Origin of the sequence: Phenylobacterium ferrooxidans (assembly GCF_042714595.1) — a bacterium.
In the GTDB taxonomy this organism is placed as follows: Bacteria; Pseudomonadota; Alphaproteobacteria; order Caulobacterales; family Caulobacteraceae; genus Phenylobacterium; species Phenylobacterium ferrooxidans.
On the sequence record NZ_JAOTJD010000043.1, the window covers coordinates 1 to 21,662 of the forward strand.

Genomic DNA, 21,662 nt, shown 5'->3' on the forward strand with positions numbered 1-21,662 from the left:
CAAGACCAAAATCAAGCGGGCCGGATGGGATGACGCCTTCCTCTTCTCAATGCTCGGTCATATGCGATAGCCCTGCCCTTGCGGGGGAGGGGGACCGGCGCAGCCGGTGGAGGGGGCGCGACCGGGCGCTGAGCTTGAGGCTCGCCCCCTCCACCACCCTGCGGGCGGTCCCCCTCCCCCGTTCCCGATGGTCACAGGGGAGGAAGGGAAGCGGAGAGCTCACGGCGCTTTCTCGACATGGGCCTTGAAGGCGATCAGCTGTTCGCTCCACAGCCTCTCGCTCTCCTCCAGCCAGCGCAGCAGATGCACCATGGGTTCGGGCCTCAGGGCATAGATGCGCACCCGCGCATCGAAGGGGGGATGGGACTCCTCCACCAGGCCGCTCTCGCGCAATGTGCGCAGGTGGCGGCTCATGGCGGGACCCGGCAGGCCGACCTCGCGCGCCAGTTCCCCGGCCTGGCGCGGCCGCTGGCTCAGCAGGTCCACCACCTGGCGGCGGTGGGGATCGGCCAGGGCCGCAAGCGTCCGGTCGAGGGCGGCTGTGGCGGCCAAGTCAGACCCAGCCCGTGATCTTCAGCCCGCTGGTCGCCTCGGCCTCCTCACGGCTCACCACCTGGACGGTCTGCGACACGTTCCAGATGTGCCCTTCCGGATCGCGGCAGCGATAGGTGCGGTCGCCATAGAACTGGGTCGCGGGCTCCGCATGGATCTCGGCGCCGGCGGCCCGAGCCCGCGCGTAATGGGCGTCGATATCGTCATCGATCTGGATGCTGACCGTCTGGGTGTTCTTGCCGCCGATGGACTTGGGGCTCTTGTGATCCTCCGTCCATTCCGTGCCGATCATCACCATGCTGTCGCCGAAACTCAGCTGCGAGTGGGCGACGCCGCCGTCGGCATCCTCCAGCAGCATGGTCAGCTCGAAGCCGAAGGCCTTCTGCAGCCAGTCGATGGCCGCCCTGGGGTCCTGGTAGAACAGGGCCGAACTCATCCGGGCCATGCGCGTCTCCTCTAGAGCGAAGTGCTGATGTCGTGGCCGGTGGCCTTGGCCACCTCGTCGCGGGTGGGCGCCGCCACGGTCTGGCCGAAGGACCAGGGATGGTCCTCGAGATCGAGGCAGGTGTAGACCCGGTCGCCGTAGGGCTGGGTTTCCGGTTCGCGCTCGATACGCGCGCCGGCCGCCCGCGCTCGCGCGCAATGGGCATCGAGCCCCTGGCCAAGTTGCACGTGGACCGACTGGGTGGCGCGGCCGCCGAAGGCGATCGGGGTTGTGGCCTTGTCGCGCGGCGGACCGACCACCATCACCAACCCGCCCTCGAGGCTGGTCTCGGAATGCACCACCCCGCCTTGCCCGTCGTCCACCACCAGGGTGGTCTCGAAACCGAAGGCCTTTTCCAGCCAGGCGAGGGCCGCCCGGGGTTCGCGATACCAGATGACCGGGCTGATGGCGGGACGCATGTCAGCCTCCCACCTTGAAGGTCAGGCCGGTGGCGGCCTCCATCTGCGCCGTCGGGACCTTCTCCAGGTCCTGGCGGAAGCTCCAGACGTGCCCCTCGGGGTCCATGGCCCGGTAGGACCGGGCGCCATAGAACTGGTCGGCGGGCTCCTCGGTGATCCTTGCGCCGGCGGCCCGGGCGGTTTCGCAGTGCTGGTCCAGCCCACTCTCCAACACCACCCAGATGAACTGCGTCCCCTGCCCCTCCAGCGACGCCGGGCTGCGCATGCGCGCCCCGCCCAGTTGCGGCCCGGCCCACTCCCCGGCCACCCCGATGGGGCAGTCGTGGAAGCTCATCTCCGCATGGGCGACATTCCCCTCGGCGTCGGTAAGGAGCAGGCTGACCTCAAAGCCGAAAGCCTTGGCCAGCCAGTCGAGGGCCGCCTTGGGATCACGATAGACGACCGTGGGACTGAAGACGGCTTGACCCATGATGGCCTCCCGGATTTATATTCTCATATCCTAAATATTTCTACATTTACGCAATTATCTGTCAAGCGCCCGCTTCAGCCCCGACAGCTTCCCGTCACTCTTCTCCGGCGTGACCCCGAGCAGTCGCGCCACGAGGGGATAGACGTCCACGTTGTCCGCGGTGCGCAGTTTCACGCCGCGACGGATATGCGGCCCCTGGGCCACGAGCACGGCGGCCATCTCGGGCGCGTAGGGATCGAAGCCGTGGGCGCCGCCCTTGATCGGCGCCTTGGCGACCGCCACCCGGGTGGTGATCACCCACCCCGTCCGCGGCAGGCAGAAGATCGGCGGGATCCGGCGGTGGGTCCCGAAGTGATAGCGAGCTGGAATCTGGCCCTTGCGCCAGCAGGTCATGTGCGCGTGCCGGGTCAGTAGCGCCCGTTCCACCTCCGCCTCGCGGCCAAGCGCCGGGATCACGGTCATGAAGGCCCCCATGGCCACCCGCCGCGCCGCGGCGTCTGGCAGGATGTCCTCGATATAGATGGCCCGCTCCGCCGAGACCGCGGCCATACCGTGGTCAGCGGTGATCACCAGGTCGGCGGCCAGGCCTCTCACGGCGAGTCCATGGGTCAGCCGCCCGATGGCCGCGTCGGTTCGGGCGACGGCGGCATTGAGACCCTCGCTGTCGGGTCCGTCATGGTGTCCCGCCGTGTCGGTCTCGTCGAAGTAGAGGCTGATGAAGCCGGGCCGTTTGTCAGCTGGGAGGTCCAGCCAGGCCAGCACCCGATCCACCCGAGCCTCAGCGGCCACGGTCTGGTCGTAGGTCAGCCAGTAGGTGGGCTGCGCACCCTGGATCATTGTCTCCGATCCGGGCCAATAGACGCTGGCCGAGATCACCCCCTGGCGCTCGGCGGTCACCCACAGCGGCGTGGCGTCATTCCACCAGCGCGGGTCCCTAACCGTCGCCCGGTCGCCGAGGGTGAAGGTGACGCCGGGGATCAGCGGGTCGACCATCACATTGTCCACGAGGCCATGGCGGTCGGGGCGCAGCCCCGTGACCAGGGTCAAGTGGTTGGGATAGGTCTTGGACGGAAAGGAGGGCCGCACCGCGCCCCGCGCGCCCTCCGCCGCCAACCGCGACAGGTTCGGCGTGATCCCCCGATCCAGGTAGTCGGCCCTGAACCCGTCCATGGAGATCAGGATCACCAGGGGCTTCCCGGCCGCGAGGCTGGGCGTGGCGGTCAGCAGCAGGCAGACGGCAGACGGCAGACGGCAGACGGCAGACGGCAGACGGCCAGCATGAAGTGGATCAGACGCATGCCACCTCCTTAGCCGAGGCGTGCGACAGCCCTGAAACGCAAAAGCCCCGGACATCGCTGTCCGGGGCTTCTGTAATCTGGATGGCCGCTAGAGCATTTTCCGATAAGTGTGAACGGTTATCGGATCGAAAAATGCTCTAACTTTTTTGTATTAGAGCTCAGTCCTCGGTGAAGGAATTTTCCTGCACCGGGCCGGAGTCCTTGCCCTTTTCGGACGGATCGCGGTCGACGAACTCGATCACCGCCAGGGGCGCGTTGTCGCCGTAGCGGAAGCCGGCCTTCAGGACGCGGATATAGCCGCCGTTACGGGCCTTGTAGCGCGGGCCGATGACGGCGAAGAGCTTGCCGACCTGTTCGACGTCGCGGACCTTGCTGATCGCCTGACGGCGCGCGTGCAGGTCGCCGCGCTTGGCGAGCGTCACCAGCTTCTCGACCACGGGGCGGAGCTCCTTGGCCTTCGGCAGGGTGGTCACGATCTGCTCGTGTTTGATCAGGCTCGCCGCCATGTTGGCGAACATCGCGGTGCGGTGGGCGGAAGTCCGACCCAGTTTGCGGTGGGCGTTACCGTGGCGCATCTCGTATCTCCTGGACCGTCTGGCCCGCTGGACGCCCCCGGGTTCCGGAAGGTCGCCCTTGTCTGATCAAATCCCAGCCTACTCCCGCCTGGGTCAACACGAAGCGCCGGAGCCTTCCACCGCGGTTGCGGTTTCATCAGGCCCGTACCGCTTAAAGCGGCCTGAAGTCAGCGCGATGTGCGGCGGGCGAAGGGCCCGACCGCACGTCTTCCTACATCTGGTCTTCGAACTTCTTGGCCAGCTCTTCGATGTTTTCCGGCGGCCAGTTCGGCACGTCCATGCCGAGATGCAGGTTCATGCCCGCGAGCACTTCCTTGATCTCGTTCAGCGACTTGCGCCCGAAGTTCGGCGTGCGGAGCATCTCCGCCTCGGTCTTCTGGATCAGGTCGCCGATATAGACGATGTTGTCGTTCTTCAGGCAGTTGGCCGAACGGACCGAGAGCTCCAGCTCGTCGACCTTCTTCAGCAGCGCCGGGTTGAACGGCAGTTCCGGCTTGGCCTCGCCTTCGACCTTCTTCTTCGGCTCTTCGAAGGTGATGAAGATCTGCAGCTGGTCTTGCAGGATGCGGGCGGCGTAGGCCACCGCGTCCACCGGCGAGATGGCGCCGTTGGTTTCGACTTCCATGATCAGCTTGTCGTAGTCGAGGCTCTGGCCCTGACGGGTCGGCTCGACGCGATAGGCGACGCGCTTGACCGGGGAATAGAGGCTGTCCACGGCGATCAGGCCGATGGGGGCGTCTTCCGGACGGTTCTGGTCGGCCGGGACGTAACCCTTGCCGTTATGCACGGTGAACTCCATGCGCACCTGGGCGCCGTCGTCCAGGGTGCACAGGACGTGGTCGGGGTTCAGGATCTCGATGTCGGACCCGGCCTCGATCTGGCCGGCGGTCACGACGCCCGGGCCGGTGGCGCGCAGGGTCATGCGCTTGGGGCCCTCGGCGTGCATGCGCAGGGCCAGTTGCTTGATGTTCAGCACGATGTCGACCACGTCTTCCCGCACGCCTTCCAGCGAGGAGAATTCATGCACGACGCCGTCGATCTGCACGGCCGTCACAGCGGCGCCTTGCAGCGAGGATAGAAGAACGCGGCGCAGGCTGTTGCCCAGGGTCACGCCAAAGCCGCGCTCGAGAGGTTCGGCCACCAGACGCGCCTTGCGGTTCGCGTCGGCGCCGGTCTCGATCAGCGGCTTCTCGGGACGGATGAGCTCGTTCCAGTTTCTTTCGATCACGGATAGGTGTCCCTCGAACGCAGGATCGCCGGACGCGGCTTACGCGGTCCGGCGAAGGGGGATAGCAGTACTTCGGTACTCAGACGCGCCGACGCTTGGGCGGGCGGCAACCGTTGTGCGGAATCGGGGTCACGTCGCGGATGGTCGTGATGGTCATACCCACCGACTGCAGCGCGCGAAGCGCCGATTCACGGCCGGAACCCGGACCGGAAACGTTCACTTCAAGTGTCTTCACGCCGTGTTCGGCGGCCTTCTTGCCCGCGTCCTCGGCAGCCATCTGGGCCGCATAGGGGGTGGACTTCCGGGAGCCCTTGAACCCCATCGTGCCGGCGGAGGACCACGAGATGGTGTTCCCCTGGGCGTCGGTGATGGTGATCATGGTGTTGTTGAACGAGGCGTTCACGTGCGCCACGCCCGAGGTGATGTTCTTGCGTTCGCGACGTTTAACGCGCGCCGGTTCCTTGGCCATCGACTAGCTTTCTTACTTCTTCTTGCCGGCGATCGGCTTGGCCGGGCCCTTGCGGGTCCGAGCGTTCGTGTGGGTGCGCTGGCCGCGGACCGGCAGGCCCTTGCGGTGACGCAGGCCGCGATAGCAGGCCAGGTCCATCAGACGCTTGATGTTGACCGCCGTCTCGCGACGCAGGTCGCCCTCCACCGTGTAGTCACGGTCGATGGCTTCACGGATCTGCAGCACCTCGGCGTCCGTCAGCTGGTTGACGCGACGAGCGTCTTCGATGCCAACCTTCTGGACGATCTCGGCGGCTTTCGCCTGGCCGATGCCATGGATGTACTGAAGCGCGATGATGACGCGCTTGTTAGTCGGGATGTTTACGCCGGCGATGCGGGCCACTTGGGGTATTCTCCTGGTCACGCAGAGAAGCGCGAACAACGCCCCGACCCAAGATGGGATACGGCACGTCCCTCGCGCGTTTCGCGGAAGCGGCCCGTTATAGGGACAGTTGCGTTTCCGTCAATGCCGGAAGCGCGGGAAAATGCCCTTCTTTCGGGTGTTGCGCGCCGCCGCACCCCTCCCCCAAGGCCGCAATGGAAGAATGCCCCCAGGATCACCCGCTTTTCGCGGCGAAAACAAGTCGGCGCGGGCTGGCTTGGGCGGGGAAAGCGGGATTTCGAATCGATTCCCCGGCGAAATCACCGAGAATCGCCTGCCCTTCCCTCAACGGGGGCTCACCCGAAGATCTCCGCATGCGGAGGAGCAGAACGCAAAACGCCGCCCGCCATGGCTGGCGAGGCGGCGTCTGGTTGCTCGGGACAGGCCCGAGAGTGGCGAAGAGCGCCTTGGGACGCGAACGCCCTACCGGGGGGCGTCGAGGGCCTTGTCGATGGCCTTGGCGACCGTCTCGATGGCCCCCATGCCGTCCACTTCCACGAGATTCTTCTGCTCCTCGTAGTAGGGCAGCAGCGGCGCAGTGTTGGCGTTGTAGGCCGCCAGGCGGACCTTGAAGCTTTCCGGATTGTCGTCGGGACGGCCGGACTCGGCGAAGCGGCCGGCGATCCGTTGCGTCAGGGCCGCGTCATCCACCTTCAGGCGGATCACCAGGTCGATCTTCTTGCCGCGCTTGGCCAGCATGTCGTCCAGGGCCTTGGCCTGGGGGATGGTTCGCGGGAAGCCGTCGAAGATCGCCCCGCCGGCCGCCTCGGTCTCGGGCAGGCGTTCCTCGATGAGGGCGATGACGATCTCGTCGGTCACCAGTTCCCCGCGCTCCATCACGCCCGCCACCTTCTTGCCGAGCTCGGTGCCCGAGGCGATTGCGGCGCGCAGCATGTCGCCGGTGGATAGCTGGACCATATTGCGGCCATCAACCAGGCGCTTGGCCTGGGTGCCCTTGCCGGCGGCCGGCGGTCCGAACAGGATCAAATTCATAGCTTAAATGTCCCCTCCCGCCGGCCATCCCCATGGCCGGCGCAATTGACGGCGCGGGCTTTAGCGCCCGCGTCCGCCGCGCAGCTTCGACTTCTTGATCAGGCCTTCATACTGGTGGGCCAGAAGATGCGACTGAATCTGGGTCACGGTGTCCATCGTCACGCTCACCACGATGAGGAGCGAGGTGCCGCCCAGATAGAAGGGCGCGTTGTAGAAGGCGATCAACGCCTCCGGCAGCAGGCAGACGACGGTGATATAGGCCGCGCCGATCACGGTCAGGCGGGTCAGGACAAAGTCCAGATACTCCGCCGTTCGCTTGCCGGGCCGGATGCCGGGCAGGAAGCCGCCGTACTTGCGCAGATTCTCCGCGGTGTCTTCCGGATTGAACACGACCGAGGTGTAGAAGAAGCAGAAGAACACGATCAAGGCGCCGTACAGCACCATGAAGGCCGGGCGGCCGTGCTGGAGTTCGCCCACCACGCCCGGCATCCACTGCAGGTAGGCCGGCAGGTCGGCGCTGGCCAGGAAGCTCATGGCCGTCGCCGGCAGCAGCAGCAGGGACGAGGCGAAGATCGGCGGGATCACGCCCGCGGTATTGATCTTCAGCGGCAGGAACGACGTGTCGCCGCCGAACATGCGATTGCCCTGCTGGCGCTTTGGATACTGGACCAGCAGCCGGCGCTGCGAGCGTTCCATGAAGACGATGACCAGCACCACGGCGATGGCGAGCGCCGCGATCAGGAAGAGCGCAACGCCTGGCAGGGCGCCGGTCTGGGTCATGGAGAACATCTGGAAGATGCCACGCGGCAGCACGGCCACGATGCCGGCGAAGATGATCAGCGAGACGCCGTTGCCGACCCCGCGGCTGGTGATCTGCTCGCCCAGCCACATCAGGAACAGCGTGCCGCCCGTCAGGGTCACGACCGTGGAGACCAGGAAGAAGACGCCGGGATTGTTCACCAGGCCGGGGCTGTTCTGCAGCCCCACCGCGATCCCGAAGGACTGCAGCAGCGCCAGCAGCACGGTCAGGTAGCGGGTGTACTGGTTCAGGGTCTTGCGGCCCGCCTCCCCGCCTTCCTTGCGCAGCTTTTCCCAGGGCGGATAAACCGTCCCCAGCAGCTGCACGATGATCGAGGCCGAGATGTAGGGGCCGACGTTCAGGGCGAAGATCGCCATCCGCTCCACGGCGCCGCCGGAGAACATGTTGAACATGCCCAGGATGCCCTGGGACTGGCCCTGGAAGGCGTTGGAGAAGGCGTTGATGTCGATGCCAGGGATCGGGATGTAGGTCCCGAGCCGGTAGACCACCATCGCCATGATGGTGAAGCCGATACGCTTGTGGAGCTCCGTCGCCTTGGCGAAGGCGCCGAAGTTCATATTGGCGGCGAGCTGTTCGGCGGCCGAAGCCATAGGGTACCCCGAAGCTTTAAGACCGGTCGTACATAGGGCGTCCGACCGGCGGTGTCATCTGGCGTGGCCGTCCCCTCCCCTCATCGGGGAGGGACGGACCCAGAGCGTGACAGCCTGAAGTGGATGCCGGTTCAGGCGCCCGTCACGCTCTCACACAGAAACGAGCCCTTTTCATCCCCCCAGATCGCTCTGGGGGAAAGGGCTCGCGGACTTAGGCTTCGGCCGATTCGGCGGCGGCCGGGGCCGTCGTCGTGATCTTGCCGCCGGCCTTTTCGACCGCGGCCTTGGCCGCGGCGGACGCCGAGTGGACGGTGATGTCGAGCTTGGAGGTCAGGGCGCCCTTGCCCAGCAGGCGGACGCCATCCAGTTCACGGCGCACGACGCCCGAGGCGATCAGCACGGCCGCGTCGATGGGCTTGCCGGCGTCGAGCTTGCCGGCGGCGATCGCCTGCTCGAGACGCCAGAAGTTCACCTCGGCGAACTTCAAGGCGTTGGGATTGTTGAACCCGCGCTTGGGCATGCGCATGTGCAGCGGCATCTGGCCGCCTTCGAAGCCGGCGATGGCGACGCCGGAGCGCGCCTTCTGGCCCTTGACGCCGCGGCCGCCGGTCTTGCCCTTGCCGGAACCTTCACCGCGGCCAACGCGCATGCGGTTCTTGGTGGAGCCTTCGCGCGGCTTCAGTTCATTGAGTTTGGTCATGTGACGCCTCTCCTTGGAGATCAATCGCCGGGCTCACGCCCGACTCGGCTGATGGAAATGTCAGAAGGGCGGCGCAAGCGCCGCCCTTCGAAGTCTTGCTACCGAAGCCTTTAGGCCTTGGTCTCGACCACTTCAAGCATGTGGGCGACCTTGGCGATCATCCCGCGCACCGAAGGGGTGTCTTCCAGGGTGGAGACACGGCCCATCTTGTTGAGGCCCAGGCCCACCAGGGTGGCGCGCTGGTCCTTGGTGCGGCGGAGCGGGCTGCCGGTCTGACGAACAGTGACAGTAGCCATGGTTCTTATTCTCCGTCGCCGGCGGCGCTGGCGCCGTCGGCGCGGCGGCCGATCACGTCAGCGACCTTCTTGCCGCGCTTGGCGGCGACCTGGCGGGGCGAAGACTGAGCCTTCAGCGCCTCGAAGGTCGCGCGCACCATGTTGTAGGGGTTGGACGAACCGACCGACTTGCCGACCACGTCCTGGACGCCCAGGGTTTCGAGCACGGCGCGCATCGGACCGCCGGCGATGACGCCGGTGCCGGGAGGCGCCGAGCGGACCATCACCTTGCCGGCGCCCCAACGGCCGTTGCCGTCGTGGTGCAGGGTGCGGCTCTCGCGGAGCGGCACACGGATCATCGTCTTCTTGGCTTCTTCCGTCGCCTTGCGGATCGCTTCCGGCACTTCACGGGCCTTACCGTGACCGAAGCCGACGCGGCCCTTCTGGTCGCCGACGATCATCAGGGCGGCGAACGAGAAACGACGCCCCCCCTTAACGGTCGCGGCGACGCGGTTGATGTGCACCAGCTTCTCGACGATGTCGGAATCGGCGCGTTCTTCAGCGGGGTTGCCGCGGTTGCGATCGCGACGGTTACCGTCGCCGCCGCCTTGTGAGTTTCCACGAGCCATCTGCGTACCCCTAGAAGTTCAGGCCGGCTTCGCGCGCGGCGTCGGCGAGGGCCTTGACCCGGCCGTGGTAAATGTAGCCGCCGCGATCGAAGACGACGTCCTTGACGCCCTTTTCGATGGCGCGCTGGGCGACCAGGGCGCCGACGCGGGCGGCGGCGTCCTTGTCCGAGCCCTTGACCTTCTTGTCGTCGCCTTCCAGCGAGGACGCGGCGGCCAGGGTCACGCCACGAGCATCATCGATGATCTGGGCGTAGATCTGCTTGGACGAGCGGAAGACCGACAGACGCGGGCGACCATTGGCCAGCGACCGCAGGCGGATACGCGTGCGCTCGGCGCGGCGCTTGGCGGTGTCACGAGGAGAAAGAGCCATGACCTACTTCTTCTTGCCTTCCTTGCGACGGACCACTTCGCCCGCATAGCGGACGCCCTTGCCCTTGTAGGGCTCGGGGGGCCGGAGCCCGCGGATCTTCGAGGCGATCTCGCCAACGACCTGCTTGTCGATGCCGCTGATCTTGATTTCGGTTTGCTTGGGCACCGCGAAGGTGATCCCGCTGGGCGGGGGCACATCCACGTCATGGCTGAAGCCGAGCTGCATGGAGAGCGCGTCGCCCTTCATCGCGGCGCGGTAACCGACGCCCACCAGTTCGAGGGTCTTCTCGAAACCGGCGGTCGTCCCCTCGACCATGTTGCTCACCAGGGTGCGCGAGAGACCCCACATGGCTTGCGCCCGGGTGTTCTCGACGCTCTTGCTCAGGAGCAGCTCAGCGCCCTCCTGCTTCACGATGATTTCTTCCGGCAGCGTCCAGGAGAGTTGGCCCTTGGGCCCCTTCACCTCGATGGTCTGACCGGAGATGGTGACCGTCACCCCTGAGGGGACGGCGACCGCCTTCTTTCCGATACGGGACATTCTAGTAGACCCTGCAGAGGACTTCGCCGCCCACGTTCGCGTCACGCGCGGCCGTGTCGGACATGACGCCCTTCGGCGTCGACAGGATCGAGATCCCAAGACCGTTCTTCACGGGCTTCAGATCCGAGATCGACGAATAGACGCGACGGCCAGGCTTCGAAACGCGGCGGATTTCCACGATGACCGGCTGGCCGTCGAAGTACTTCAGCTCGATTTCGAATTCCGGGAAGGCGCCGGGCACCTGAACCAGGTGGTAGCCGCGGATGTAGCCTTCGTCGGCCAGCACATCGAGGACGCGCGCGCGCATCTTCGAGGCCGGGCACAGGACTTTCGAACGGCCGCGGGTCGCGGCGTTCTTGATGCGGGCGATCATATCGCCAACGGGGTCGTTCACCATGAGACCCTCCTCACCAGCTCGACTTCACGAGGCCAGGAATCTGGCCATTCGATCCCAGATCGCGCAGGGCGATCCGGCTCATACGCAGCTTGCGGTAATAGGCCCGCGGACGCCCCGTGATCTCGCACCGGTTACGGATGCGGGTCTTGGACGAGTTGCGCGGCAGTTCGGCAAGCTTGAGGCGAGCTTCGAAGCGTTCTTCGAGGGGCAGGCTCTCATTGTTCGCGATCGCCTTCAGCGCCTCGCGCTTGCCGGCGAATTGCTTCACCAGCTTCTTGACCATCTCGTTGCGGTTTACGGCGCTTTTCTTAGCCATCTGTTCTTTCCTTCCCGCCGGTTACGCTTGAACGAACGGGAATTGGAATTCCTTGAGAAGCGCGCGCGCTTCGTCGTCGGTCTTCGCTGTCGTGGCGACGATGATGTCCATGCCCCACATCTGGTCGATCTGGTCGTAGTTGATCTCCGGGAACACGATGTGCTCCTTCAGACCCATGGCGTAGTTGCCACGACCATCGAACGACGTCGGCTTCAGGCCCCGGAAGTCCTTCACCCGCGGCAAAGCGATGGTGATCAGACGGTCCAGGAACTCGTACATGCGATCCGCGCGAAGGGTGACCTTCGCACCGACCACCATGCCTTCGCGCAGCTTGAAGCCGGCGATGGAGTTGCGGGCCTTGGTCGGCAGCGGCTTCTGGCCGGCGATCGCCGCCAGGTCCGCGATGGCCGAGTTGACCTTCTTGGAGTCGGCCACGGCCTCGCCGATACCCATGTTCAGGACGATCTTGTCCAGCTTGGGGATCTGCATCTCATTGGTATAGGCGAACTGTTCCTTCATCGCCGCGCGGATGCGCTGGCGATATTCGGTTTTCAGCCGCGGCTCGTAAGCTTGCTCAGCCATTGATCACCTCACCGGTCGTCTTGGCGACGCGGACCTTCTTGTCGCCATCGACACGGAAACCGACGCGGGTCGGCTTGCCCTTGGAGTCCACGATGGCGACGTTCGAGACGTGCAGCGCGGCTTCCTTGCTCTTGATACCGCCCTGGGGATCCGCCTGGGTCGCACGGGTGTGACGCTGAACCAGGTTCAGGCCTTCCACGACGACACGCTCTTCCTTGGGCATCACCTTCAGGACGGCGCCTTGGCGGCCCTTGTCCTTCCCGGCGAGGATCACGACGCGATCCCCCTTCTTGATCTTCGCGGCCATTACAGCACCTCAGGCGCGAGGGAGATGATCTTCATGTGGTTCTTGGCGCGCAGTTCACGGGGAACCGGGCCGAAGATCCGCGTGCCGATCGGCTCGCTTTGCTTGTTCACGATCACGGCCGCGTTCTTGTCGAACCGGATCACCGAGCCGTCCTTGCGCTTGATGGCCGAGGACGTGCGCACGACGATGGCTTGCAGCACATCGCCCTTCTTCACCCGGCCGCGCGGAATGGCTTCCTTGACGGAGACGACGATCTTGTCGCCCACGCCGGCGTAACGACGGCCAGCGCCGCCGAGCACCTTGATGCACATCACACGACGCGCGCCGGAGTTGTCGGCGACTTCGAGGTTAGTCTGCATCTGGATCATGGGATCAGACTTTCCTTACGAGCCCTGGACAGCGGCGGCCTTAGGCAGCGCTTCCCAGGTCTTGGTTTTCGATTTCGGCGCGCATTCGATGATGCGGACGATTTCGCCGGCCTTGTAGACGTTGGCCTCGTCATGGGCGTGGTACTTCTTGGACCGACGGACGGTCTTCTTCAGCACCGGATGCAGGAAGGTCCGTTCGACCTTCACCACGAGCGTCTTGTCACCCTTGTCGGAGACGACGACGCCTTCGAGAATTCGCTTGGGCATGTGTCGTTCTCCTTAAGCCGCAGCCTGCTTGGCGCGCAGGATGGTCTTGATCCGCGCGATGTCCTTGCGGACTTCGTTCGAGCGGTGGGTCTTCTCGACCTGGCCCGTGGCGGCCTGGAAGCGCAGGTTGAACTGCTCTTTCTTCAGGTTCAGCAGGGACTCGGCCAGTTGGTCGGGCGTCATGCCCCGGACGTCATCAATCTTCATCACGCGGCCTCCGCCACAGGGGCGTCGATCCGCGTCACGATGCGGGTCTTCACGGGAAGCTTGGCCGCGCCGAGGCGCAGGGCTTCACGGGCCACATCGTCCGGCACGCCGTCGATTTCGAACATGATCCGGCCCGGCGCAACGCGCGCGGCCCAGTACTCAACGGCGCCCTTGCCCTTACCCATCCGGACTTCGGCGGGCTTGTCGGTGACGGGAACGTCCGGGAAGATCCGGATCCAGACCCGGCCCTGACGCTTCATCTGACGGGTGATCGCGCGGCGGGCCGCCTCGATCTGACGCGCGGTGATCCGCTCGGGCTCAATGGTCTTGAGGCCGTAGGAGCCGAAGTTCAGCGTGAAGCCGCCCTTCGAGTTCCCGTGGATCTTGCCCTTGAACTGCTTGCGGTACTTGGTTTTCTTGGGTGACAGCATAGCTCTGGATCCTACGCTCCGGCCTGGTCGCGACGGTCACGGCGCGGGCCACGGTCAGGACGGTCGCCCGAACGGTCACGTCCGCCACCTTCGCCGGCCGGGCCGGATTCAGTGGCCAGGCGCTTGTCCAGGGCCATCGGGTCATGATCGAGGACTTCACCTTTGAAGACCCAGACCTTCACGCCGATAATGCCGTAGGTGGTCTTGGCTTCGGTGACGCCGTAGTCGATGTCCGCACGCAGGGTGTGACGCGGCACGCGGCCTTCGTGATAGCTCTCGGTCCGCGCGATTTCCGCGCCGCCGAGGCGGCCGGCCACTTCAACCCGCATCCCCTTGGCGCCCAGACGCAGCGCGCTTTGCAGCGAACGCTTCATGGCGCGGCGGAAGGCGATCCGGCGTTCCAGCTGCTGGGCGATGTTCTCGGCCACCAGTTGCGCGTCGGTCTCGGGCTTGCGGATCTCGACGATGTTCAGGTGAACCTCGCCGTCGGTGATCGTGTTGACGTCCTTGCGGAGCTTGTCGATGTCCGCACCCTTCTTGCCGATGATCACGCCAGGGCGCGCGGCATAGATGGTGATGCGGCACTTCTTGTGGGGACGCTCGATGATGATGCGCGAGACGCCGGCCTGATAGAGACGCTTCTTCAGCATCTTACGGACCTTGATGTCTTCGTGCAGCAGCTTGCCGTATTCCGGGCCGTCGGCGAACCAGCGGCTGTCCCAGGTACGGTTGATGCCGAGGCGAAGCCCGACCGGATTTACTTTCTGACCCATCAGGCAGCCTCACCCAGTTCGCGGACCACGATGGTGATCTCGCTGAACGGCTTCTCAATGCGCGACGCACGACCGCGGGCGCGGGCGGCGAAACGCTTCATGACCAGGTTCTTGCCCACGAAGGCCTCGGCGACGACCAGGGAGTCGATGTCGAGGTTGTGGTTGTTCTCGGCGTTCGAGATGGCCGAGGCGAGCGCCTTGCGGACATCTTGGGCGATGCGCTTGGGGCTGAACTCGAGTTCGTTCAGGGCCCGCTGCACCTTGAGGCCGCGGATCGACTGAGCGACCAGGTTCAGCTTCTGGGCCGAGGTGCGCAGGGTGCGGACCTTGGCCATCGCCTCGATGCCTTGGAGGCGGCGGGGTTTCGCTTGCTTGGACATGCTACTTCCTCTTCGCCTTCTTGTCGGCGGCGTGGCCGGGGAAGTACCGGGTAGGCGCGAACTCACCGAGCTTCATGCCAACCATGTCTTCGCTGATCAGCACGGGGACGTGCTTCTGGCCGTTGTGCACGCCGAACGTCAGACCAACGAACTGCGGCATGATGGTGGAGCGGCGCGACCAGGTCTTGATCACGTCCTTGCGGCCCGAACCCTGAGCGGTTTCGGCCTTCTTGATCAGGTATCCGTCGACGAACGGACCTTTCCAGACGGAACGGGTCATGGATTAACGAGCCTTCCGAGCGTGGCGCGAACGGATGATGTACTTATCCGTCGTCTTGTTGGTGCGGGTCTTGGAGCCCTTGGTCGGCTTGCCCCACGGGGTAACCGGGTGACGACCGCCCGAGGTGCGGCCTTCGCCGCCGCCGTGGGGGTGATCGACGGGGTTCATGACGACGCCGCGGACGTGCGGGCGGAAGCCCATGTGACGCGTGCGACCGGCCTTACCCAACACCTGGTTCATGTGATCCTGGTTGGACACCGCGCCGACCGTGGCCATGCAGGTGTCCTGGACCATCCGAAGCTCGCCCGAACCCAGGCGGACCTGGGCGTAGCCGGCGTCGCGGCCGACCAGCTGGGCGTAGGCGCCGGCGGACCGGGCGACCTGGCCGCCCTTGAGGGGCTTCAGCTCGATGTTGTGGATGATCGTGCCGATGGGCATGCCACGAAGCGGCATGGCGTTGCCCGGCTTCACGTCGGCCTTTTCGGAGGCGATCACCTGGTCGCCCACCTTCAGGCGCTGCGGAGCCAGGATGTAGGACAGCTCGCCGTCCTCATACTTGATCAGCGCGATCCAGGCGGTGCGGTTGGGGTCGTACTCCAGGCGCTCGACGGTCGCGGGCATGTCCCACTTGCGGCGCTTGAAATCGATGGTCCGATACAGGCGCTTGGCGCCGCCGCCGCGGAAGCGGACAGCGATACGGCCACCGCCGCCACGACCGCCGGACTTGGTCAGGCCCTGAACCAGGGACTTGACCGGGCCGCCCTTGTGGAGCTCGGACTTGTCGACCAGCACCAGGCTACGACGGCCCGGCGAAGTCGGATTGTAATGTTTCAGAGCCATCTGCTTAGAGCCCCGTGGTGATGTCGATCGACTGGCCTTCGGCCAGGGTCACGATGGCTTTCTTGACGTCCGAGCGACGGCCCGGACGGCCACGGAAGCGCTTGGTCTTGCCCTTGACCACCAGGGTGTTGACCTTGGTGACCGTGACTTTGAACAGCGCTTCGACAGCGGCGGCGATTTCGTCCTTCGTCGTATCCTTGGCCACGCGGAAGACGACCTTGTTCTGCTCGGAGAGCAGGGTGGCCTTCTCGGTGATCACGGGCGACAGGATCGCGTCGTAGTGGCGGGCGACGGGATTAGCCATCACGCGGCCTCCTTCTCGGCGAAGCGGGCGTTGATCGCATCCACCGCGTCCTTGGTCAGGACCAGCGTATGGCGACGCAGCACGTCGTAGACATTCAGACCGGCGTTCGGCAGCACATCCACGTTGGGAATGTTGCGGGCGGCCAGGGCGAAGTTGTTGTCCACTTCGGCGCCGGCGATGATCAGCGCGTTCTTCAGGCCCATGGTGTCGAACTGGGCGCGAAGCGCGGCGGTCTTCGGATCGGTCAGCACCGCGGCGTCCAGGACAACCAGCGAGCCGGTCTTCACCTTGGACGACAGCGCATGGCGCAGGGCCAGGGCGCGGAACTTCTTGGGCAGGTCGAAGGCGTGGCTGCGGACCACGGGACCGTGGGCCTTGGCGCCGCCGACGAACTGGGCCGCACGGCGCGAACCGTGACGAGCGCCGCCGGAGCCCTTCTGCTTGTACATCTTTTTGCCCGTACGAGAGACCTCGTTGCGGACCTGGATCTTGTGGGTGCCGGCGCGGCGCTTGGCGAGTTGCCAGGTGACCATGCGCTGGAGGATATCGCCACGGATCTCGTCGATGCCGAACACGGCGTCGGACAGTTCGATCGAACCGCCCTTGGCGCCGTCAAGTTTGATGACGTCGAGTTTCATTATTCTGCGCCCTCGGCTGCGGGGGCTTCGGCCGAAGCCTCTTCCACCGGCGCCGCGTCAGCGGCGGGAGCGACCTGGCCAGCCTTGCGGAAGCCGCCGGGGACCGGGGCTTCAGCCGGACGGGCCGACTTGATGGCGTCGCGGATCTTTACGTAGGTGCCCTCGGTGCCGGGGACCGCGCCCTTGATCAGGATCAGGCCGCGCTCGACGTCGATGCGCCAGACCGAGACGTTCAGGGTGGTGACGGTTTCCTGACCAAGGTGGCCAGCCATCTTCTTGCCCTTGAAGGTCTTGCCCGGGTCTTGACGTTGACCGGTGGAGCCGTGCGCACGGTGAGAGACCGACACCCCGTGGGTGGCGCGCATGCCGCCGAAGTTCCAGCGCTTCATGGCGCCCTGGAAACCCTTGCCGACCGTCTTGGCCGTCACATCGACCTTCTGGCCGGGGACGAAGTGGTCGGCGGTGAACTCCGCGCCCACGTCGATGAGGTTGTCCTCGGTGACGCGGAACTCGGCCAGCTCATGCTTGGGCTCGACTTCGCTCTTGGCGAAGTGACCACGCATGGCCTTGGAGGTGTTCTTGGCCTTCTTGGCGCCGGCTCCGAGTTGGAGGGCGACATAGCCGTCTTTATCCTGGGTCCGATGAGCGGTGACCTGACAGCCTTCGAGGCTGAGGACGGTCACCGGCACATGGGTTCCCGCTTCATCGAAGAAGCGCGCCATGCCCAGTTTCTTGGCGATCACGCCGGTACGCATCGACCGATCCCCTCTAGAGCTTGATCTCGACGTCCACGCCGGCGGACAGGTCGAGCTTCATCAGCGCGTCCACGGTCTGCGGAGTGGGGTCGACGATATCGAGCACGCGCTTATGCGTGCGGATTTCGAACTGCTCGCGCGACTTCTTGTCGATGTGCGGCGAACGGTTGACGGTGAATTTTTCGATGTGCGTCGGCAGGGGGATAGGCCCCCGCACGGTCGCGCCGGTGCGCTTAGCCGTATTTACGATCTCGCGCGTGGAATGATCCAGCACGCGGTGATCGAAGGCCTTGAGCCGGATGCGGATGTTCTGACGATCCATATCGCTCTTCAATTTCCCCTACAGACGACGTCCGTCCGCGTGACTTTGACCATTTCAAAGACCAACCCAAACGCCTCTCAAGAGAGACGCTCGTACGCGTAAGTCCGCTAAAAACGACATAGGCCCGCGCGAAAGATTTCCGCGAGGGCCCCGCCCGACGCCCTGATTTCTCGAGGCCTCGGGTCGTTCCGCGAACCGCGTCTGCGCTTCAAATCACTTCGAAGCGCACAGCCGATCCAACAGGAGGCGCGTCTATACGTGTGCGACTCGGCCTCGTCAAGGCCAGCAACCGCCCCGGTTCAGGAAGTTTTGAGGGAGCCGTTCAGTAGCAGGACAGGCCGCTGCAGAACTTCCTGCCCTTGGGCCGGCCCCAGCGGACATTTCCGTTCCCATCGTATGAAACGTTGGCCTGGCCGGCCAGCAGCCGCACGGTGATGAGCCCCGAGCTGTTCATCTTGGCGTACAGGATTCCGGCGGTTCCCCGGTGATCGATCCGGCCGGACCCATTCATCACCAGGTTGGCGGTGGAGACCACCCCATCCCTCACGATGATGGATCCGGCGTCGTCCACCGTGGCGGTCAGCTTGCCGTCCACACGGCTGGCGATCACCTGGCCGGCTCCCGACTGGCTGAGGGTCACGCCGCTGGAGAAGGCGCCCAGGCGCCAGGTCCCGCAGCCATCGGCCGAGAGCCTGAGCGCCCTGCCCCCGCCGACCTGGCCATGGATCGCCCCCTTCGAGACGATCTCGACGTCCAGGGGGACCCGCACCGTCACGGTGGGAAGGTCGCTGATCAGCCGCGTCTGGCCCCAGCGGCTGACACCGGTGGCCTTGCAGGAATAGCCGAACAGCCAGGGGATGGTCTGCTCCAGCCAGGAGCTCGCCCCGCTGATCCGGGCGCCGCCGCCGGCCATGGGGTGAATGGCCAAGCTCCTGTCGGCGACGACGGCGAAGTCCTGCCGCGCCTCCGGAATCACAATGACCCTCGCCGCCGGAGCGTCGAGGGTCAGGACCGGCCGCGCCGCAGCGAGGCTGGGGACGGCCAGGGCGAGCGCGAGACAGGAAATTAGCTTCATGGCCAGATCAGGCCACAGAAGTTTACATCTGTAAATCCCGCGCCTCGGAGAACCACTTCATGCGGCGCCAGAACTAGCCGACGCTGACATTGCCCGAGCCGACGATGGCCTTGGAGACCTCGCCGGTGACGGACTCCACGTGCACATCGCCAGAGCCCGCGATCTTGGCGTTGAGGCTCCCGGCCACCCCGCCGAAGTCGACACTCCCCGAGCCGGCGATGGACGCCTCCATCTCGCTGGCCTTGCCGGCGCGGATGTTGACGTCGCCGGAGCCGGCGATCTTCACGCTCAGTGGGCCGGCGATCGAGGTCACGTTCACATCGCCGGAGCCGGCCACGGAGATCTCCAGCGCGCCATTGATCGCCTGGGTGCGGACATCCCCCGACCCCGCCACCCGCAGCAACGCCTGGCCCGAGGACCCGGCGTGGGTGTCGCCGGAGCCCGCGATGTTGATGCTCAGCTTTCCGGCCACGTTGCCAACCGTCCAGTCGCCGCAGCCGGCGTTGGACAGCTCCAGGCTGTTGGTCTTGCCCACCGAGCCGAACACCGCCCCGCCGGCCTCGATCCGGGCGTCCTTGGGCATGCGGACCACGATCTGGGGCATGTCCTCATAGGCGATGTCGCCGACGCCGGCGACATAGACCCGGGCCTTGCCGCCCTCGCTGCGGCAGCTCTTGATCTTCCGATCGAGATCGCCGTCGACGATGGTCTTGCCGCCAGCGCTGCGCACCTGCAGCGGCAGGCTCGGATTCGTGGTCAGGAACTCGACCTTGATATCCTGGCGGGCCTCAGGGATCACCACCACGCGGGCCACCGCGTCCTTCACCTCGACGGTGGCGGCGTTGGCGACGCCGGCGGTCAGGCCCAGGGCGGATGCGGCGGTCAGAACGGTCAGAAGACGCATGGCGATCTCCTCCTCTTGTTGAGCAGTCTTGAGGGGAACCTAGAGCGCCTCGCGGGCCTGATCAGCTTAATTCGAGGTCATGACACGGGGGTCATCTGGCGGCCGCTTCGAAGGCCGCAAGCAGCCGCTCATGGCGCCATTGTTCGCGGGCTTTGTCGCTCGCCGCGATGAGGTCGGCGCAGGCGCCGGGCTTCGGCTCGGCCCTGCCGATCTGCCGCGCGCAGGCCTTGGCCGGGCGGCGATAGACGCCGGGATCTGACCACAGCCCTTCCCCCGTCAGGAAGGAGAAGGCGATGGCGTTGCGTGCCGAGGCCTTGAGGTCTCCGTAGCTCGCCCCGTCGTCCGCGGCGCGGGCATATTCGTGGGAGAGGTCGATCCGCAGGATGCCGGCGTCGTCGGTTGAGAGGCTCACCGGCACCCCGCGCTGGCGCAGCCACGCATAGGGGTGGGCCTTGCCCGACACGCCGAGGATCGCCGCGTTGGAGGACAGGTTGACCTCCACAAGGACCCCCTTCGCGGCCATCTCGGCGGCCAGGGCCTCGGCTCCGGTCTCCAGCGGCAGGTCGACCCCGTGGCCGATGCGCCGCGCCCCCGCGACACGCACAGCCTCGGCGACGTGATAGCGCAGCTCTTCCGGCGTCGCGTAGTCCATGGAGAGCTCGCCGGCGTGCAGGGCCGCCTTGGCGGTCCGGCCGTGGTCGGTCAGAAAGTCCACCATCCTCATGTGCAGGCTGTAGTGGGTGATCGACAGGGGATGGTCCTCGGGCGCCACCATCTGCAGACCCACCCATCGCTTGTCGGCGGTCACCAGCGCCACCCCCAGCTGCAGCTGCGCGAAGGTCTGCTCCGGCGGCGCGACTCGGCTGGTCTGCACCAGGTAGCGGACGGTCACCTGGCAGCCCGGCTGGGCCACCGGTGTGCCGCACTTCATCAGGCTGCGGGCGCGGGCCTCCATCGCGTCGGTGTCGGCGATGGCCGCTGCAACCAGGGACTCCAGGCCCGCGGCGCTGTTGGCGGTCTTCTGGAGGGCTAGGTCGCCCCCTTTCCAGCCCACCTGGGCGCCCCTGACGCGGCTGGCTACCCCCTGCGGCGTCACCATGGCCTCCAGATAGTAGGTATTCTGCCGCGCCAGATTGTCCATCACATGGGCCAGCATGTCCCCCTCGCGCCTAGCGCCCGCCGCCCCGAACCGCCCAAACGATCCGAAGAACTGGTCGTGCCCCGAGCGATCTAGGAAGCCCGGGTTGCGCACCGAGAAGCTGTCGATCATCGCCGCCCTCAGGACTTCGTCGGTCTTGATGGTGCTGGCGGGCTTGAGGTCCTCCCCCGGCTGGCAGGCGGGCGTGACCGCGAGGGTCTTCGCATTGATGCAAAGTCCATCCTCGACGGCCCAGGCCAGCAGGGTCTCGGCGAAAATCGCGCCGGAGATGTGATTGTGCAGTTCGCCGCCCTTGGGCATCGCACGAGTGAAGGCGGTCAGTTCCCCACCGGTCATCCTGGCCACGGCCGGCGCGGCCTGCGCGCCTTGGCCTACAAGGGCGAACGCGAGGCTCGCCGCAGCCCAGTATCTCGCGATCATTCACCCCTCCCCTTTGCCGCAAGCGGCCCGAGGCCCGGGCCCAAGTCAAGGGCGCTCTCGATCCAACCTCCACCTTGCACTTTTCCGAACGTGTGCCCCGCCCTAGGGT

35 protein-coding genes are annotated in these 21,662 nt (G+C 65.8%); all 35 read right to left on the reverse strand.

Annotated features, from left to right (window positions below; all coding sequences use genetic code 11):
- Positions 1–219: 219 nt before the first annotated feature.
- The 35 genes from OCL97_RS18465 to OCL97_RS18635 all read right to left on the reverse strand — a co-directional run bounded on the left by OCL97_RS18465 (position 220) and on the right by OCL97_RS18635 (position 21,553).
- The gene (locus OCL97_RS18465; protein WP_377371282.1) at positions 220–552 is read right to left on the reverse strand and encodes an ArsR/SmtB family transcription factor; all 333 of its coding nucleotides are present in this window, start codon (positions 550–552) and stop codon (positions 220–222) included.
- A gap of 1 nt (position 553) precedes the next feature.
- Complete coding sequence (locus tag OCL97_RS18470) at positions 554–997, reverse strand: VOC family protein (protein WP_377371283.1); 444 nt, start codon at positions 995–997, stop codon at positions 554–556.
- 11 nt (positions 998–1,008) lie between these two features.
- Positions 1,009–1,455 (reverse strand): VOC family protein, encoded by a 447-nt coding sequence (locus OCL97_RS18475; RefSeq protein ID WP_377371284.1) that lies wholly within the window; start codon positions 1,453–1,455, stop codon positions 1,009–1,011.
- Position 1,456: 1 nt separating this feature from the next.
- Positions 1,457–1,924, reverse strand: coding sequence for a VOC family protein (locus tag OCL97_RS18480; RefSeq protein WP_377371285.1), 468 nt, complete (start codon positions 1,922–1,924; stop codon positions 1,457–1,459).
- Between the two features lie 54 nt (positions 1,925–1,978).
- Complete coding sequence (locus tag OCL97_RS18485; protein WP_377371286.1) at positions 1,979–3,109, reverse strand: alkaline phosphatase family protein; 1,131 nt, start codon at positions 3,107–3,109, stop codon at positions 1,979–1,981.
- Positions 3,110–3,380: 271 nt separating this feature from the next.
- Complete coding sequence (rplQ, locus tag OCL97_RS18490) at positions 3,381–3,797, reverse strand: 50S ribosomal protein L17 (RefSeq protein WP_304774817.1); 417 nt, start codon at positions 3,795–3,797, stop codon at positions 3,381–3,383.
- A gap of 211 nt (positions 3,798–4,008) precedes the next feature.
- Positions 4,009–5,025: a DNA-directed RNA polymerase subunit alpha gene (locus OCL97_RS18495; protein WP_304774819.1), complete on the reverse strand. Its 1,017-nt coding sequence runs from the start codon at positions 5,023–5,025 to the stop codon at positions 4,009–4,011.
- Positions 5,026–5,104: 79 nt separating this feature from the next.
- Complete coding sequence (gene rpsK / locus OCL97_RS18500; protein WP_215340947.1) at positions 5,105–5,494, reverse strand: 30S ribosomal protein S11; 390 nt, start codon at positions 5,492–5,494, stop codon at positions 5,105–5,107.
- Positions 5,495–5,506: 12 nt separating this feature from the next.
- Entirely contained in the window at positions 5,507–5,875 is a 369-nt protein-coding gene (gene rpsM / locus OCL97_RS18505) for a 30S ribosomal protein S13 (RefSeq protein ID WP_293492198.1), read from the reverse strand.
- A 462-nt stretch (positions 5,876–6,337) separates the two neighbouring features.
- The gene (locus tag OCL97_RS18510) at positions 6,338–6,907 is read right to left on the reverse strand and encodes an adenylate kinase (RefSeq protein ID WP_305704050.1); all 570 of its coding nucleotides are present in this window, start codon (positions 6,905–6,907) and stop codon (positions 6,338–6,340) included.
- A gap of 60 nt (positions 6,908–6,967) precedes the next feature.
- Complete coding sequence (gene secY / locus OCL97_RS18515; protein ID WP_304774826.1) at positions 6,968–8,317, reverse strand: preprotein translocase subunit SecY; 1,350 nt, start codon at positions 8,315–8,317, stop codon at positions 6,968–6,970.
- Between the two features lie 211 nt (positions 8,318–8,528).
- On the reverse strand, positions 8,529–9,017 hold the full coding sequence (rplO, locus tag OCL97_RS18520; protein WP_304774829.1) for a 50S ribosomal protein L15: 489 nt from the start codon (positions 9,015–9,017) through the stop codon (positions 8,529–8,531).
- Positions 9,018–9,127: 110 nt separating this feature from the next.
- Positions 9,128–9,313: a 50S ribosomal protein L30 gene (gene rpmD, locus OCL97_RS18525; protein WP_215340952.1), complete on the reverse strand. Its 186-nt coding sequence runs from the start codon at positions 9,311–9,313 to the stop codon at positions 9,128–9,130.
- 5 nt (positions 9,314–9,318) lie between these two features.
- Positions 9,319–9,921, reverse strand: coding sequence for a 30S ribosomal protein S5 (gene rpsE / locus OCL97_RS18530; protein ID WP_215340953.1), 603 nt, complete (start codon positions 9,919–9,921; stop codon positions 9,319–9,321).
- A 10-nt stretch (positions 9,922–9,931) separates the two neighbouring features.
- Positions 9,932–10,291 carry a 50S ribosomal protein L18 gene (rplR, locus tag OCL97_RS18535; protein WP_304774831.1) on the reverse strand — a complete coding sequence of 120 codons (360 nt, stop codon included), beginning with the start codon at positions 10,289–10,291 and terminating at the stop codon, positions 9,932–9,934.
- 3 nt (positions 10,292–10,294) lie between these two features.
- On the reverse strand, positions 10,295–10,828 hold the full coding sequence (gene rplF / locus OCL97_RS18540; protein ID WP_305703207.1) for a 50S ribosomal protein L6: 534 nt from the start codon (positions 10,826–10,828) through the stop codon (positions 10,295–10,297).
- Between the two features lies 1 nt (position 10,829).
- Positions 10,830–11,225 carry a 30S ribosomal protein S8 gene (gene rpsH / locus OCL97_RS18545; protein WP_304774835.1) on the reverse strand — a complete coding sequence of 132 codons (396 nt, stop codon included), beginning with the start codon at positions 11,223–11,225 and terminating at the stop codon, positions 10,830–10,832.
- A 10-nt stretch (positions 11,226–11,235) separates the two neighbouring features.
- On the reverse strand, positions 11,236–11,541 hold the full coding sequence (gene rpsN, locus OCL97_RS18550; RefSeq protein ID WP_293492206.1) for a 30S ribosomal protein S14: 306 nt from the start codon (positions 11,539–11,541) through the stop codon (positions 11,236–11,238).
- Positions 11,542–11,562: 21 nt separating this feature from the next.
- Positions 11,563–12,123: a 50S ribosomal protein L5 gene (gene rplE, locus OCL97_RS18555; protein ID WP_305338392.1), complete on the reverse strand. Its 561-nt coding sequence runs from the start codon at positions 12,121–12,123 to the stop codon at positions 11,563–11,565.
- Positions 12,116–12,430 carry a 50S ribosomal protein L24 gene (rplX, locus tag OCL97_RS18560; RefSeq protein WP_304774840.1) on the reverse strand — a complete coding sequence of 105 codons (315 nt, stop codon included), beginning with the start codon at positions 12,428–12,430 and terminating at the stop codon, positions 12,116–12,118. Before rplX ends, rplE begins: the two co-directional genes overlap by 8 nt.
- Positions 12,430–12,798 carry a 50S ribosomal protein L14 gene (gene rplN, locus OCL97_RS18565; RefSeq protein ID WP_056018090.1) on the reverse strand — a complete coding sequence of 123 codons (369 nt, stop codon included), beginning with the start codon at positions 12,796–12,798 and terminating at the stop codon, positions 12,430–12,432. Before rplN ends, rplX begins: the two co-directional genes overlap by 1 nt.
- Positions 12,799–12,813: 15 nt before the next feature.
- On the reverse strand, positions 12,814–13,065 hold the full coding sequence (gene rpsQ / locus OCL97_RS18570) for a 30S ribosomal protein S17 (RefSeq protein ID WP_215340960.1): 252 nt from the start codon (positions 13,063–13,065) through the stop codon (positions 12,814–12,816).
- Positions 13,066–13,077: 12 nt separating this feature from the next.
- Positions 13,078–13,272, reverse strand: a complete 195-nt coding sequence (rpmC, locus tag OCL97_RS18575) for a 50S ribosomal protein L29 (protein WP_215340961.1) — start codon at positions 13,270–13,272, stop codon at positions 13,078–13,080.
- The gene (gene rplP / locus OCL97_RS18580) at positions 13,272–13,703 is read right to left on the reverse strand and encodes a 50S ribosomal protein L16 (protein ID WP_304774844.1); all 432 of its coding nucleotides are present in this window, start codon (positions 13,701–13,703) and stop codon (positions 13,272–13,274) included. Before rplP ends, rpmC begins: the two co-directional genes overlap by 1 nt.
- 11 nt (positions 13,704–13,714) lie before the next feature.
- Positions 13,715–14,476, reverse strand: a complete 762-nt coding sequence (gene rpsC / locus OCL97_RS18585; protein WP_215340963.1) for a 30S ribosomal protein S3 — start codon at positions 14,474–14,476, stop codon at positions 13,715–13,717.
- Positions 14,476–14,856: a 50S ribosomal protein L22 gene (rplV, locus tag OCL97_RS18590; protein ID WP_304774847.1), complete on the reverse strand. Its 381-nt coding sequence runs from the start codon at positions 14,854–14,856 to the stop codon at positions 14,476–14,478. The genes rpsC and rplV overlap by 1 nt, the downstream gene beginning before the upstream one ends.
- 1 nt (position 14,857) lies before the next feature.
- The gene (gene rpsS, locus OCL97_RS18595) at positions 14,858–15,136 is read right to left on the reverse strand and encodes a 30S ribosomal protein S19 (protein WP_215340965.1); all 279 of its coding nucleotides are present in this window, start codon (positions 15,134–15,136) and stop codon (positions 14,858–14,860) included.
- A 3-nt stretch (positions 15,137–15,139) separates the two neighbouring features.
- Positions 15,140–15,976, reverse strand: a complete 837-nt coding sequence (gene rplB / locus OCL97_RS18600) for a 50S ribosomal protein L2 (RefSeq protein ID WP_304774850.1) — start codon at positions 15,974–15,976, stop codon at positions 15,140–15,142.
- 4 nt (positions 15,977–15,980) lie between these two features.
- The gene (locus tag OCL97_RS18605; RefSeq protein ID WP_293492217.1) at positions 15,981–16,280 is read right to left on the reverse strand and encodes a 50S ribosomal protein L23; all 300 of its coding nucleotides are present in this window, start codon (positions 16,278–16,280) and stop codon (positions 15,981–15,983) included.
- On the reverse strand, positions 16,280–16,918 hold the full coding sequence (gene rplD / locus OCL97_RS18610; RefSeq protein WP_215340968.1) for a 50S ribosomal protein L4: 639 nt from the start codon (positions 16,916–16,918) through the stop codon (positions 16,280–16,282). The genes OCL97_RS18605 and rplD overlap by 1 nt, the downstream gene beginning before the upstream one ends.
- A complete protein-coding gene (gene rplC / locus OCL97_RS18615) occupies positions 16,918–17,673 on the reverse strand; it encodes a 50S ribosomal protein L3 (RefSeq protein WP_304774853.1) in 756 nt (251 codons plus the stop codon). The genes rplD and rplC overlap by 1 nt, the downstream gene beginning before the upstream one ends.
- A gap of 13 nt (positions 17,674–17,686) precedes the next feature.
- Positions 17,687–17,995, reverse strand: coding sequence for a 30S ribosomal protein S10 (gene rpsJ, locus OCL97_RS18620; RefSeq protein ID WP_056730043.1), 309 nt, complete (start codon positions 17,993–17,995; stop codon positions 17,687–17,689).
- A gap of 322 nt (positions 17,996–18,317) precedes the next feature.
- Positions 18,318–19,070 (reverse strand): hypothetical protein, encoded by a 753-nt coding sequence (locus tag OCL97_RS18625; RefSeq protein WP_377371288.1) that lies wholly within the window; start codon positions 19,068–19,070, stop codon positions 18,318–18,320.
- A gap of 73 nt (positions 19,071–19,143) precedes the next feature.
- The gene (locus OCL97_RS18630; protein ID WP_304774858.1) at positions 19,144–19,974 is read right to left on the reverse strand and encodes a GIN domain-containing protein; all 831 of its coding nucleotides are present in this window, start codon (positions 19,972–19,974) and stop codon (positions 19,144–19,146) included.
- A 91-nt stretch (positions 19,975–20,065) separates the two neighbouring features.
- On the reverse strand, positions 20,066–21,553 hold the full coding sequence (locus OCL97_RS18635; protein WP_377371290.1) for an adenosine deaminase: 1,488 nt from the start codon (positions 21,551–21,553) through the stop codon (positions 20,066–20,068).
- Positions 21,554–21,662 lie beyond the last annotated feature (109 nt).